The organism is Planococcus halotolerans (genome assembly GCF_003289955.1).
Lineage (GTDB): Bacteria > Bacillota > Bacilli > Bacillales_A > Planococcaceae > Planococcus > Planococcus halotolerans.
Map to the genome: position 1 here is coordinate 64,979 of NZ_QLZR01000002.1, position 13,397 is coordinate 78,375.

The following is a 13,397-nucleotide window of genomic DNA, read 5'->3' on the forward strand; positions in this document are numbered from 1 at the left end:
CCTCAAGTTTTATGAACAACTTAAGGATACGATTTTCATCTAGGCGATTGGTCGCTTTGGAAGCGACATTTCAGGAACCGAGCAAAACCTGGTCAAATGCAAATAAAGCCTCGTTGATCTCATGGACTTTATAATTTTCCCGTTCGATAAAATACATGATGATCAAATCGAATTTATGGCTGCGCGACAACCTGTAACCCGCTTTTTCAAGCAAGTCTTCTGTTTCCTGCAAATCCAGTTCAAGTGCCACAGCAAAGGCGATGATCGTTTTTTTCATGGGCGTATAGCCGGGGGAATTGCGTATTTTCGAAAAAAGCTTCCGGTCGATATTGGCCTTTTTATAGGTTTCTGCATCCGTCATCTCTTTTTCGTCGATATAACGGAAGAGGCGTTCCGAAAAAGATTCGTCCACATTTTTCAACACGTCCTCCAGGCTGAGATCCATGGCGGACTCCAGTTTGAACTCCTGTTCCAGATTCTGCGAAATGATTTCGTCTCTAATAATACGTTTACGGCGCGGATACCGTCTCTCCAGCGCATCCACTTGATGTTCATCGATATAGGCTTCTATCGAATCGAATAATGTACTGCTGATGCTGAAAGATTGTTTATCGAATACGACAAGATAAACATCCATTTCATGGTGCATCAGAAATGACTCGATTTCCCCAATTGCCACTTTCAATGCGGCTTCTTTGGGATATCCGTAAATTCCTGTGGAAATCAAAGGGAATGCGATTGACTGGCAGCCGAGCGATTCTGCCAGTTCGAGAGAATTCCTGTAACTATTACGGAGCAGCCTTTCTTCATTATGGGAGCCACCTTGCCAAACGGGTCCAACGGTATGAATGATGAAATCAGCATTGAGTACAAAAGCCTCTGTGTGAACCGCTTCACCGACAGGACAATAGCCAATCCTGTCACACGCCTGCTGCAGCTCGCTTGCCCCAGCAGCTTTGAATATGGCACCACAAACGCCCCCGCCCATTTTCAAGCCCGAGTTGGCCGCATTGACGATGGCATCTACAATCATTTTAGTTATATCGTTCCGTACTATTTCCAGTGGCATGATTTTATCCCCTTTGAGCTTTTTCAGTTTTCTTTATTTTCTTTTATAGTACAGTTTAAAATACTCCAGAAAAGTTTCATCATCCCAACCGAGGCGGAATTTCATTTCATGGTAATAAGAATAGATAAAAAGGTCATCTTCAACATGAGGGGCCATTTCCATTCCAGCTTCTTTAAGCAGGTTCAGAATGGAATCCGGTGCTTCTTTGTCCAATTGGTCTCCTGCAGCTTGTTGCATTTCTGCGCTGAAATCCAGAAGATGCGATTCCCGTAAATCTTCCTCTGCAGATGATCTATCCGAATGGATGCTGTCAAAAAGCAAGCGTATATCATGATGTGTCAGCCTTTTTTTGCCGATAAAGAGCTCGTTCGTCTCTTCTTCCAGCTTTCTTATGAGTGGCACTTCCCTTTTCTTTTCACTCACTGCACGGCTGATGCTCATGTAATACCAGCATTGTTCCCGTTTCCCTCTATTGAACCGGCTCCAGATGCTGTCGCCGAACTTCCTCGCATCGACATGAATGGACCGCAGATTATGCAGTTTGTCAGCCAATATCAAATACAATTCGCTTGTCGAGTGATTGGGCAAGTTGGCAATGGTGTGCTGTTTACGCATTTCCCAAGACTGGGATTTATCCTTTTCGGAAGCAGCCTTTACCAGCATCAAAATTTCTTCGCCGAAGTTCTTGAACAATTCTTCTTCCGTTGTTTCCGTATCTTCCAGCGTATCGTGCAATAATCCCGCAGCAATTGTCTCTTCAGGCTGTTTTTCTTCCATAAGAATCATGGCCACACCATATGGATGTGTAATATATGGTATGTGGGTCCCTTTCCGGTACTGTCCGTCATGTTTGACAGCTGCAAAACAGGCGGCCTTTTCGATCAGCTGATTCATACTGCCCCTCCATTCTTCTCGCCAGAATACATTTTATTCCTTTAATCTTATCATAATAAAAGTTCCATATATTAAATAAAGTATCACCTATACAATTATTTACAGACAATTCAATCAAATAAGTTTATACTAAAATTGCAATATATTTGAAAGGGGAATGTCCATGAATAAAGCAGCAAAATCATTAGCAGTTATTCTTTTGGCAACATCCATTATTTCACCTGCCGCGTCAGCTAAAAGTGACCAGGCTAAGGAATCGTTGGTAGCTCTCGGAGATTCGATCCCATTCGGTTATAACCTCGGCCAAACCAACCAGAATCCTTCCAAAGCAGCTTACCCATATTTAATCGGAGCTGAAGAAGACTTGCGGGTCCGCAATCTGGGAATACCGGGTTGGCAAAGCGAACAGCTGCTGGGTGCCCTGGAAGATGAACAGAAGTACCGCCAGGCCATCAGCCATGCAGATTATGTCGTGATTACAATCGGCAATAATGACCTGCTCCAGATTCTTCGCGAAGCTGGCGAAGAAAGTGGAGGCAATCAAGCGCAGTTCCAGCAGTTGCTGGTGCAAAAGCTCCAAGCGGATGATGTCTTTGCCAATATCGCTGCCGCTATTGCAGAAACCCGCTCTCTGACAGATGCACCGATTGTACTTTATAACGTATACAATCCGTTCCAATTAACCGATCAGCTTCATTATGTTGCGGATGCCATCCTGCCTGGCATCAACCAGACCTTTGCAGCTTTGGCCGCTTCCAGTGAAAATGTTTATCTTGCAGATGCCTATACAGCTTTCGGTGACAACCAGGCGGCTTATGTCATCCAGGGTGATATCCACCCGACTGCTGCTGGACAACAGGTTCTGGCTGATATCGGAATTACCGCTTTTGGTCTCGAATAATATTAAAAGCTCCAATCCCAAGAACGGGATTGGAGCTTTTTTGCTGTCATTAATAATTCAGCAATTACTGCAGATTCTTGAGTACTTTCGATAATGGATAAATTCCGACACTCTGGATGACTAACGACAGAAGGATAACGGCAAATGACAGCGATACTAAAATTTCATCTTTTCCCGATGCCGCTTCCTCAAGCCAAAGCAGTAAAGCAACCGACATAGCCCCTTTTATGCCTGACCATGCTGTAAGGGTGACCGTAGAAAAATCGTTTTTGAATTCATGGCGCCACGCTGGCACCCCGTAGATAAATATCCCGATAACAATATAGCGGACGATGATGGACAACACAAATACAATAATTGCAAACAACCAACCCGAAAATGCAAGATAATCTGCGCCGCGTATACCGATTAAAAGAAACAGTACCGCGAGAAGCACGGGAGTCGCTATATCCCAGAAACCATCAAGCGATTTCTTTAAATTATCTTCTTTAATTTCCTTGCTCATTTCGTACGATACAAAAATACCTGCTGCGACCGTAGCCAAAACACCCGATACGCCAATCGCTTCACCGATGTAAAAAGCACCATAAGCACCAACGACACTTAACATGACCTGATACTTTTTATCTTTCGTATAGCGGATTGTTTTACTCATGAGCCAACCGATAACAATACCCAGCAGTATGCCGCCTATTGACACCAATAGAAGTTCAGAGACGAATTTGCCGACGGAAAAGCCGCCCCCGGTTTGGAACATCGTCAGGAAAATTGTAAAAAAGACGATGCTGGTACCGTCATTGATCATCGACTCACCTTCCACTACATCGGCAATCTGCTCTGCCCCGCTGCTTTCCTTCAAAATTGTTGTAACGGAGACCGGGTCAGTCGGCGCTAATATCGCAGCCAGCAGGAAAGCTGCCGTAAACGATAGCGCCGTAAACATCGTTCCAGCAAAGTAGATTGATAACCCAAGCAGGAATACGGTAGCAATCATGCCCAGCGTACTTAATGTGATGATAATGCCTGCATTTTCCTTTAATTGTTTTAACGGAAATTGGTAAGCTGATGTAAACAGGATGGCTGGAAGAAATACATTAAAGATGATATCTTTGGAAATATTAAACCCCTCAAAATAAGGGATGAAGGATAAGCCCAGTCCTATTGCGACCAAAACTACCGGAACCGGAAAGAAATTCTTTTTGATATCGATTGTGTAGACAATATATCCGATGAACAACAGAATCAGCAATTGATGTGTATACACTGTACTCCCCTTCTTCCATATTTGTATAACATCTTTAATTCCTATAGCCTATCCGTTGGAAATAAAACATGAAAAAACCGCTTCCTCCACATTTTAATGAAGGAAAGCGGTTTTCGGTTGAACAATCGGGTTATTTCTTGCTTGAATTTGAATTGTAGAAGAACTTGGCAGTAATCGAACCGTCTTCGTTTTCCACAATATCCGTTACATGGATTCCAGTATCAGCAGGTGTAGCACTCTGCCCTTTCCAGAAGTAATAAGATCCAGTGTGGACATTGCTTGAAACCGGAGTGATTTCATCGCCGGACTTGAAGAAATCGGCTGCGTCGCCGCGGTTAAGGTTTTTCTCCAAATCGTATTTGCCGTCAGCCTGCAGCACTGAAAGACCGTAATGCGTCACTTTTGTGCCGTCAGCAGCTGTTTGGAACTGATTGTACTGGAAGCGTTTGTTCATCCAGTTTTCAACATTATTCGGACGGAATCCAGCTGTCTGGTAAAGATTGATGATGTTTTCATCCACATGCCAAGCAAGCAGTCCATGCGCATCTTCACCCTGTCTGATCAAGCCCTGGTTGAATCCTTTTTGCTGAACGTTTTCAAACAGGAAGTATTCAGTGCCGTTTGAACCAGGCACTTCCATCTTCACAATTCCGCTGTCAGCAGATGCTTCATTGACCGGAGGCAATGTAATCGTCTGTGGCTCATCACCAGGTTTCACGTCAATTGGATCAGCCCATCCAAGGAAAATTTTCGAGAACGGATCAAATAGAGTTGGTGAGTTGCCTGAGTATGCCGCAGCATCCGGATAACGCATCCACGATCCGCCAGCCATCATTGAATAGTTGCCGACGCCTTCAGAAGAATAAAGTGTGTCATAGAAATCCGGCAAACCTAAAGCGTGGCCGAATTCATGGGCATATACCCCTGGCTGAGCCGGGAATGGTCCTGTCGCAAGAGACTCATCATAAGAATCCGTCGCTGCATCATAACCCGCAACGTTACCGCCAATACCTGGCTGGATGTTGTAGTTATTGACGAGCACGCCGTCATATGTCATTTCGTTTTCAATTGTCTGGTCGATCCATTCGTTTTGCGGAATACCTGCATGGACATCGGCAGGTTGTCCTGTTTCGTAATACTTGCCATAGTACAGTGCACTCAAAAGGCTCCATTTATGAGACCAGAATTGCGCCGGGTCACGGCTGAATTCTGCGCCGGTTCCTTCATGCACAACAAAGATATTCGGCACTTCGCCGTCAACTGCATATTGGGAGAAGTCAATTTGGTCATCTGCCGCTTTCAGCAAGTCACGGACAAATTCACCGGTATGCGCATCTCCGTTCGCATTTCCTAGAAGATACTTGCCGTTTTCAGCATAAGTCCCTTCCTGGTCAAGATAATAGGAAGCGCCTTTTGGCAGCTCGACCCAAGCAAAATCGGTGTTTTCTTTACGCACCAGGTTTACTTTGCCATTGCTCGACTCTTTATAAACATTTTGCATGGTGCGGTCGGTTGGGACGGCCACGCCGTTATGTTCTGCATACTGCTTGAACTGTTCCAGTTCATAAGGATTATACTCATCACCAAAAATCAGGTCTTCATAGTATTCTGCCGGAACCTGGCCGGGCATATCGCCGATTGGTTCATCACCGTCTTTGTATTTCGCCAACAGCACAAGAACCGGTACATCCCCTTCTGTTACATTATAAGCCGCATGGTTGTCGCCAGGCGCTTCGAATTTCTTGCCATTATTGTTTGCAAGTTTTTCAGCAGGGTCGGCTTTTGAAAGATCGATTCCGAGCTCTCTCGCCTTATCTGCAAGCTCCGGTGAAGCCCCGACATAATGGGCCAAGCTTAATTCACTTTTATGGCTGACTTTTTCAACGGCTGAATCACCGTGATTTACGCCAGCGAATACTGCGCTGCCCACTAAGGCAAGCGTTATTGCGGATGTAGACAATACTTTCAACATCATTCGTCCCCCTAAATAATTTTTTATACTTTTAAATTGTATAAATAATTCAATATATTTTGAATAGGAAGAAAGTGTTGTTTGTCAATTATATACATAGCTCTTTATACTTGTTTTTACTGACATAATTAAGAAAACGATGTTGAAATTGGCATATTTGAGCATTTGGAATATATTCTCTTTTTTCAGCCCAGTAATTTTATTATTGAAGCAGGCATAAAATAAATGCCCACAGACCAATTTGGTCTGTGCGCTTTACTTTTCTTTAAGTTCTATATTATTTCCGAGTATTTGTATGCCATTTATTTTTCGAAAACAAAATCCAAAATTTCTTTTATCAACGATCCGGGTACATCCTGGATAGTGAAATCCCGCTGCATCAGTTCGAGTGATTCACAGTATAAATCGATATTTCCCTGACACCTTTGACATACATGTAAATGTTCCATTAATCCATTAGCTTCATTTGCTGTACCTTGGTTATTGACATAATCCAATAGATTTTCGCAGTAATTCTCCATAGCTACCGATCTCCATTTCCTATTTGTCTTCGCAATTTCATCAATGATTGATGCAGCCGGCTTTTGATAGTCCCTATCGGTTCCCTTTCAATCTCAGAAATCTCCTTGAGTGTATAGCCCTTCCAATAGAAGAGATTGATGGTGCGAAGTTGAGCTTCAGTCAAGTGCTTTTTGGCTTCGTCAATCTCTTGGCTGTCGAGCAGCTGATCTATTTCAGTGGCATGATTTTCATCTTCCAGCAACCGTTCGTCAGTTAAAGTACGATCATTTCGAAGATGCGCACGTTCTTTTCTGAAATAATCGATACAGACATTTCTGGATATCGTCAGCAGCCAGTTGATGAAACTGCCTTTTGACTCATCATAAGAACTGCCAGTCGTCCACAGTTTAAGAAAAATCAGCTGACTGATTTCCTTTGTTTTCTCGGTATTCTCTCCGCAAAATTTAAATACAAAACTATAGACCAGTTTGATGTAGCGGTCATATAATTCTTCCAAAGCAGGCCGGTGTTTTTGAGAAACCAGCTCCATCAATTCACTGTCACTTTTACATTTCATTTGAACGGCCACCTTCTCCCGGCTGTGTCTCGTAAAATCAATAAAAGTCCTAGTTTTCAAAATAAATTTTGTAAATTATAAAACCGTATCAGTTTTTATTGCGTTACCTATAATATAGAGAAAAATTTGAGAAAGGGGAAATTTTTATAAGCCAGACTATCTTATGCCGCTCATTGTCATCGAACCTGCTGCCTGATCTTCTCCCGCCAATTGGACATTAATCAAAAGGAGTGGCGAAAATGGAAAAACGGTTGTTTCTTTTCTTTGTAATTTCCATGTTAACGCTATTGACTGCATGCGGCAATGGCCAGGAAGACTCCACGGAAGGATATTCCGCTCCTTCCGATAAACCAGATGAACCGGTAGTTACGGGGGAAGTACAGGAGCTGCAAGAGTTGGAAAGTGAAGCGACAGGACCATATCTGGCCGATTCGGAAGGAATGGCATTGTATTATTTTACCGAGGACGAATTGGATACCAGCAACTGCACCGGCGATTGCCTCGTGAACTGGCCAGCGTTTACAGCAGAAGAAGTTGAAGTGCCGGAAGGTTACGACAGAGAGGTATTCAATACGATCACTCGGGATGACAACGGCGAAGAACAAGTGACGTACAAAGGCTACCCCCTCTATTACTTCATTAACGACACGGCTGAAGGTGATGTAAACGGCCAGGGGGTGAACGATGCCTGGTTTACTGTCAATAACATGACGGAGTTTCCCGAATGAGATTAGCTTGAATAGAGTTGCCGCTGTTCAGAAATCGAACAGCGGCTTTTTGCATGCCTTACAGGTTTATAAGCTCTTCTTCCATATAATTTGGTCATTTTGTATACACAGGATATAATGGAATATGCTCGTTAGAAAATGAAGAGGTGAAGATTTTTGAGAAGCGGAAATCCAAGTTTGAAAAAAGAAGCATTTGAAAAATTCGATACAATCGGCTCTGGCCAGACAATGACCATCGGGGGAACTGTCAACAAGACATTCATTCTAATACTGCTGGTGTTGGCTACATTCGTCTATTCCTGGAACCAGTTTGTTGAAAATCCTGGCAGTGTTTTGCCACTGATATTAATAGGTGCAATCGGCGGCCTGATTGTGGCATTGATCACCATCTTTGTGCCGAAGATTTCACCGTTTACAGCTCCACTTTATGCCTTGCTCGAAGGGTTATTCCTTGGTGCGATATCCGCGCAATACGAAGCTCAATACGGCGGAATCGTATTTCAGGCTGTGATGCTGACAATCGCAGTGCTGCTGAGTTTGCTGCTGCTCTATAAATCCGGCTTGATCAAAGTTACCCAGAACTTCAGAATGGGCGTCGTTGCTGCAACAGGAGCCATATTCCTTGTCTATATCATTTCGTTCATCGGCGGATTCTTCGGATTCAATATTCCCTATTTGCACGATTCATCACCGATCGGCATCGCTATCAGCGTTGTCATCGTCATAGTCGCTGCGTTGAATCTTGTGCTCGATTTCGATTATATCGAAAACGCTGCGGGCAGCCGTGTACCAAAATACTTCGAATGGTACGGAGCGTTCGGCCTGCTCATCACGTTAGTCTGGCTTTACCTGGAAATACTTCGCTTGCTGTCGAAAATCCGCAGCAGGTAAAGCAACTCAATAAAACAAGCAAAAAAGCCGGTTAGAATTTAAAATTCTAATCGGCTTTTTCTCATTATTTGTCCTGTTTTGGGCTTTTAACATCCACCAGTGTATCTCCGGCTCCTGCTTCGCTTTTAGGAATGATCGATAATTGGCCGTTCCCCTCCAACACGATTGCTTCGATTTTTTCCATGGTCCCAATACCTTGCTGACGGACGGCATTTCTGATTTCACTCTTCAGCACCCGCTCTTTCTCCAGATTTTCTTCGCAATAATCATCGTTATAGTAAAGAAAAGTCGGCGTCGGGTTGATGACTGCTCCAAATTTTTTCGACTTCATTTCCATCACTGCAATGAGTAACTGTATAAAAGTCAGCATCCCGAGGACGAATGCCCCTTCTGTAAAAGAGATCTTATCTGTCAGGAGAATGGTTGCAATCGTTGAACCATAGGCTACCGATATAATTACATCAAACATATTGTATTGGAACATGGTCCGTTTTCCGGAAAGACGCATGATCAAAATAAGATACGCGTATATAAGGATCGACATGATAACAATCCGTAAAGGAGCTTTCCAGCCATCAAACAATAATGAATCCAGCAAAGTTACCACTCCTCCGGGAACGACATAGTTGCACTTCGGCATCAAACAGGAATCGACGGCGACTGCTCAGAGCCGCGAACATATTTGTACCATTTAGTTACCCATATTTTAGAAAAAGAAACTTCATGTAAGAAAGTGGGTTTCTGCTCGTTGAAGATACTTCATCAATGCGCTGGTTAAGGATGGGGGGGATTTTTATTAAAAAATAGAAGCAGCAGCTCTTTGTGAGCATACTGCTTTTTTCAACAGTTCATTTCGAATCAGCAAAAACGACCAAGCCATGAAATAAGAAGCTCAAACCACTTTCGTTGCTCCTTTCAACTGCTCTTCCATATCATCCAGCCATTTGATGCATTTTGTTCGGAGCCACGGGAATGGATGATAGTAAAGCGGTTGCTTATTATATGGAATACCCGTAACTTCTCCAAGTTCTGATAACACGGTATAGGCTTCTTCCGCAGCGCCGGTAATTTCTTGTTTGGTTCCCCAACCTGCAATAATATGGTCTGTACCTTCCACAATGTCTAACAATTCAGGATAGCGGTCAATGGAAAAGATGCTGTGGCGGCTGTCGCGATGAGTCCTCATTAACTTCTGGCCATCCAGATACTCATTGAATTTTCCGGTCCGCAAATCTGTCAGATTGATGATCTGGACATGATTCCACTCCATCCGCTCCATCAGGCGCATCAGCTGAAACATCGTGTTATCAGGTGTGGCCGGCAAGATCGGCAGTATATCCACCTCCCCCGTTAAAAAGGGTATGGCATCTTCACCATCGACTGGCAGACTTTTTCCGGGATTCAGCAGAACAAACAATGCATCGGTTCCATCTGTAAAGGATCCTTTCCTGCGAATGTAAGCGACACTTCTGCAAAAGTGACTTACATTGTTCGTCAATAATCTGTAGAAGACCCCCTCTGTTAAAAAAATCGTCTCCAATTCCTTTGCTGATTGAAACATAAAATTCCTCCTTCAGTTTTTTTAACTTAATTGAAGAAGCATCCGTTGAATGAGCGGCAAAGAAATCCGCCATTCCATATCTGAGTAAAAACATCATAACAAATAGAACGTATGTTTGCAAATTATAATTAAACAATTCAGAAAATAAATGCATTAGAACAATTTAAAAAAGAAAAAGCCGGCTTGCGCGTTGTTAACGCCAAGCCAGCTTCAGTCAACCTGAAAAACTTTTTAGATATCCAACTCGTATTTCTTCACAATGCTTTCAAGCTTTAACGCTTTGGTCATGTCGCCGTCAATCTTCAATTTGCCGGTCATAAACGCCGTCATGCCGTTCAGTTTTCCTGCCAGGAACTTCTGAAAATTATCGTACGACATTTTCAGTGTGCAATCCGCATCCACTTCTGCATCCGATAAAAGCTCAGCTTTACCATCTTTCAACTGCAGCTGATATGCTTCCCCGTCAATCACAAATTTATAAATCGTATCCATGCCTGAAATCGGCTCAGGATTATTATTAATTTCCTTTTCAATTTGCTGCATCGTTTCATTCAACGTAGTCATTGCCATTCTCTTCATCCCCTTGTGAAATTTATTAAACCATCAAAAATCCGCCGTTGACCTGGATGCATTCACCATTGACGAAACTGGAATCATCCGAAGCCAAGAAACGCGCAACAGACGCCACCTCGGATGTATCCCCTAGGCGCCCCGCTGGCGTAAGCATCAAAGCCATCATCTGAATATTCTCCGGCAGATCCTTGGTCATCTCAGTATCGATTTGTCCAGGCGCAATCGCATTTACCGTAATATTCTTACCGCCATTTTCCTTTGCCAGCGTTTTTGTGAAACCCAGAACACCGGCTTTCGACGCACTGTAATTGGCCTGGCCGGCATTCCCCCAGCTGGAAACTGAAGAAATGTTGACGATTTTCCCGTACTCCTGTTTCCGCATCGCCGGTATAACCGCCTGGCATGTATGGAACATCGAAGTCAAGTTGACATCCATCACCGAATGCCATTGCGCTTCTGTCATCTTATGAAAAATCGCATCACGGGTGATGCCTGCATTATTAACCAGGATATCAATCTTTTCGAAGCGGCTGTAAATTTCTTCGAAAACCCGTTTCACCAGTTCCCCGTCCGTCACATCACATTCGAAAGCCACAACCTGATCTCCTGCTGTCTGCCATCTCTCTCTCAGTTTGTCGCCATTGACGTCCAGTGCTGCCACCTTAACGCCCTCTGCAACGAAACGCTCAACAATCGCAGCTCCAATTCCTTGAGCTGCACCAGTGACTACTGCAACTTTGCTTTGCAAATAAACCATCCCCTTTTTCTCTCTGTGTAACACTAAAAGTAAAGCCATTAAAAAGGTGCCTCTTACCAATTCTATTCAAAACTGGATGATTCCTCTTCTTTACAGAATTATTGCCTGCAGCCGGATTCTTTTCTTCTAAAATAAGCGATTGAATTTTCCGAAAATAAAACATACAATAAATTATATACTAACCGGTTGGTATGCTGTTGGCAACCATTAGTAAAAAGGGGGAGAGCAGAATGTTGGCAGAAGAGCAGAAAGTGGTAATTTCAAAATCCATATCAGCCGAAGCACCGGGCCATAAGGAAATGCTGAATTATGGGTTGGGGTTTTTCGGCGTAATTTTAGTCTGGACATTAGTGGGGACATTTCTGACCTTTTATTACACGGATGTAGCCGGAATCTCTGCCGGAGTAGTAGGTACACTGATGCTGGTAGCGCGTCTCTTTGATGGAGTGACAGACATCGGCATGGGAACTTTAGTGGATCGTACAAAATCGAAACATGGCAAAGCCCGTCCCTGGATTCTTTGGATGGGGATTCCTCTTGGGATTTCAATCATTTTGCTCTTCTCTGTACCGGACATCGGCGGAACCGGGAAAATCATTTATGCATACATTACATATATCCTGTTAATTTTGGTTTACACTGCAGTATCTATTCCTTATAAGACTTTGCTTGGATTAATGTCCCAGGAACCCAATAAACGGTCCATGCTTAATATCTACACTGGCATTTTCACGATGCTCAGCACTTTGCTTATAACGGTGTTGGCTCAGCCTGTGGCAAGTGCTATAGGCGGAACAGCCGGATGGACTTCAGTCGCCGTGTTTTGCGGAATTGCAATCACTGTAACGAGCTTTTTGGCTTTCCGCTCCACTAAAGAAAGAGTGGGAGTTTCAGCAGCTGAGCAAGCCAAAAAAGATATTCCCCTTAAAATCGCTTTAAAAGCATTATTCACCAACAAGTACTGGCTGATAATCACGGTTTATTGTGTAATCGCTTACACGTTGAATGCCCTGCTGGCAGGAGCGGGTTTATACTATACAACTTATATATTGGGAAATGCCGCCTACTTCTCATTGATCGGAATGCTGTTGTTTTTACCGACAATCATCGGCTTCTTTTTCATACCAAAACTGGTAAAAAAATTCGGCAAACGCAATATAGCCCTATTTGTTTCGGTTCTGGGGATTTTCGGGCCGCTTGTTAAAATGATCGATCCATTCAGCCTCTATGTATTTTCTGTCGGTACAGTTATTCAAGGCTTTGGACTGCTTCCCATCATCATGTTTTTATACGCGATGATCAACGATACGGCTGAATATGGTGAATGGAAATTCGGCATCAGAACACAAGGGCTGGTTAACAGTGCAGCAAGCTTCGGCATGAAGGTTGGCGCCGGTCTCGGGGGAGCATTGATCGGATGGCTATTGGCTTTTGGAGGTTATGCTGGTGGACTTGAAGTACAAACATCATCTGCAGTATCCATGATCCTGGTGCTTAATATTTATATCCCCCTCATACTGGCTGTTTTGCAGACTGTTCTTATGTGGATGTATAAACTTGATAAACAATACCCGCAGATTCTGGCAGATTTAAATGAACGAAAGCCATAATATTTATTTGGGATGAAATGCTCCCAACAAAAAGAAGGTACTGTCCTCTCCCTGCCAGGAGAAGGCGGTTCCTTTTTCTGTTTAAATACTTTTCAGATG

13 protein-coding genes are annotated in these 13,397 nt (G+C 43.5%); 4 read left to right on the forward strand and 9 right to left on the reverse strand.

Going from position 1 to position 13,397, the window contains the following annotated elements:
- Positions 1-70: 70 nt before the first annotated feature.
- Positions 71-1,069, reverse strand: a complete 999-nt coding sequence (locus DP120_RS04970; RefSeq protein WP_112222472.1) for a macro domain-containing protein — start codon at positions 1,067-1,069, stop codon at positions 71-73.
- Positions 1,070-1,102: 33 nt separating this feature from the next.
- The gene (locus DP120_RS04975) at positions 1,103-1,963 is read right to left on the reverse strand and encodes an HD domain-containing protein (protein WP_112222474.1); all 861 of its coding nucleotides are present in this window, start codon (positions 1,961-1,963) and stop codon (positions 1,103-1,105) included.
- A gap of 163 nt (positions 1,964-2,126) precedes the next feature.
- Between DP120_RS04975 and DP120_RS04980 the strand changes: the two genes are divergently transcribed.
- Positions 2,127-2,864 carry an SGNH/GDSL hydrolase family protein gene (locus tag DP120_RS04980; protein ID WP_240611974.1) on the forward strand — a complete coding sequence of 246 codons (738 nt, stop codon included), beginning with the start codon at positions 2,127-2,129 and terminating at the stop codon, positions 2,862-2,864.
- A gap of 64 nt (positions 2,865-2,928) precedes the next feature.
- Here the strand turns inward: DP120_RS04980 and DP120_RS04985 are convergent, their stop codons facing one another.
- The 3 genes from DP120_RS04985 to DP120_RS05000 form a co-directional block, all read right to left on the reverse strand.
- A complete protein-coding gene (locus DP120_RS04985; RefSeq protein WP_112222476.1) occupies positions 2,929-4,128 on the reverse strand; it encodes a cation:proton antiporter in 1,200 nt (399 codons plus the stop codon).
- A gap of 130 nt (positions 4,129-4,258) precedes the next feature.
- Positions 4,259-6,100, reverse strand: a complete 1,842-nt coding sequence (locus DP120_RS04990; RefSeq protein ID WP_112222478.1) for a M6 family metalloprotease domain-containing protein — start codon at positions 6,098-6,100, stop codon at positions 4,259-4,261.
- 523 nt (positions 6,101-6,623) lie between these two features.
- The gene (locus DP120_RS05000; protein WP_112222482.1) at positions 6,624-7,178 is read right to left on the reverse strand and encodes an RNA polymerase sigma factor; all 555 of its coding nucleotides are present in this window, start codon (positions 7,176-7,178) and stop codon (positions 6,624-6,626) included.
- A 239-nt stretch (positions 7,179-7,417) separates the two neighbouring features.
- Between DP120_RS05000 and DP120_RS05005 the strand changes: the two genes are divergently transcribed.
- Together DP120_RS05005 and DP120_RS05010 are read left to right on the forward strand one after the other, a co-directional pair.
- Positions 7,418-7,906, forward strand: coding sequence for a COG4315 family predicted lipoprotein (locus tag DP120_RS05005; protein WP_112222484.1), 489 nt, complete (start codon positions 7,418-7,420; stop codon positions 7,904-7,906).
- A 156-nt stretch (positions 7,907-8,062) separates the two neighbouring features.
- Entirely contained in the window at positions 8,063-8,797 is a 735-nt protein-coding gene (locus DP120_RS05010) for a Bax inhibitor-1/YccA family protein (RefSeq protein WP_112222486.1), read from the forward strand.
- A gap of 64 nt (positions 8,798-8,861) precedes the next feature.
- On the opposite strand, the gene DP120_RS05015 is transcribed toward DP120_RS05010, so the two are convergent.
- From DP120_RS05015 to fabG, 4 genes are all read right to left on the reverse strand, one after another.
- A complete protein-coding gene (locus tag DP120_RS05015; protein ID WP_165843728.1) occupies positions 8,862-9,395 on the reverse strand; it encodes a DUF421 domain-containing protein in 534 nt (177 codons plus the stop codon).
- A gap of 294 nt (positions 9,396-9,689) precedes the next feature.
- Positions 9,690-10,358 (reverse strand): DUF1643 domain-containing protein, encoded by a 669-nt coding sequence (locus DP120_RS05020; RefSeq protein ID WP_112222490.1) that lies wholly within the window; start codon positions 10,356-10,358, stop codon positions 9,690-9,692.
- Between the two features lie 231 nt (positions 10,359-10,589).
- Positions 10,590-10,928 carry an SCP2 sterol-binding domain-containing protein gene (locus DP120_RS05025; RefSeq protein ID WP_233785891.1) on the reverse strand — a complete coding sequence of 113 codons (339 nt, stop codon included), beginning with the start codon at positions 10,926-10,928 and terminating at the stop codon, positions 10,590-10,592.
- 25 nt (positions 10,929-10,953) lie between these two features.
- Positions 10,954-11,688, reverse strand: coding sequence for a 3-oxoacyl-ACP reductase FabG (fabG, locus tag DP120_RS05030; protein ID WP_112223249.1), 735 nt, complete (start codon positions 11,686-11,688; stop codon positions 10,954-10,956).
- 230 nt (positions 11,689-11,918) lie between these two features.
- Between fabG and DP120_RS05035 the strand changes: the two genes are divergently transcribed.
- On the forward strand, positions 11,919-13,298 hold the full coding sequence (locus tag DP120_RS05035) for an MFS transporter (RefSeq protein ID WP_112222493.1): 1,380 nt from the start codon (positions 11,919-11,921) through the stop codon (positions 13,296-13,298).
- Positions 13,299-13,397: the final 99 nt, after the last annotated feature.

Bases quoted from the DNA above. Each gene is read 5' to 3' on its own strand.
- DP120_RS04975 (WP_112222474.1), bottom strand. From the start codon at position 1,963: ATGAATCAGCTGATCGAAAAGGCCGCCTGTTTTGCAGCTGTCAAACAT.
- DP120_RS05000 (WP_112222482.1), bottom strand. From the start codon at position 7,178: ATGAAATGTAAAAGTGACAGTGAATTGATGGAGCTGGTTTCTCAAAAA.
- fabG (WP_112223249.1), bottom strand. From the start codon at position 11,688: ATGGTTTATTTGCAAAGCAAAGTTGCAGTAGTCACTGGTGCAGCTCAA.
- DP120_RS04980 (WP_240611974.1), top strand. From the start codon at position 2,127: ATGAATAAAGCAGCAAAATCATTAGCAGTTATTCTTTTGGCAACATCC.
- DP120_RS05035 (WP_112222493.1), top strand. From the start codon at position 11,919: ATGTTGGCAGAAGAGCAGAAAGTGGTAATTTCAAAATCCATATCAGCC.
- DP120_RS05025 (WP_233785891.1), bottom strand. From the start codon at position 10,928: ATGGCAATGACTACGTTGAATGAAACGATGCAGCAAATTGAAAAGGAA.
- DP120_RS04970 (WP_112222472.1), bottom strand. From the start codon at position 1,069: ATGCCACTGGAAATAGTACGGAACGATATAACTAAAATGATTGTAGAT.
- DP120_RS05005 (WP_112222484.1), top strand. From the start codon at position 7,418: ATGGAAAAACGGTTGTTTCTTTTCTTTGTAATTTCCATGTTAACGCTA.
- DP120_RS04990 (WP_112222478.1), bottom strand. From the start codon at position 6,100: ATGTTGAAAGTATTGTCTACATCCGCAATAACGCTTGCCTTAGTGGGC.
- DP120_RS05020 (WP_112222490.1), bottom strand. From the start codon at position 10,358: ATGTTTCAATCAGCAAAGGAATTGGAGACGATTTTTTTAACAGAGGGG.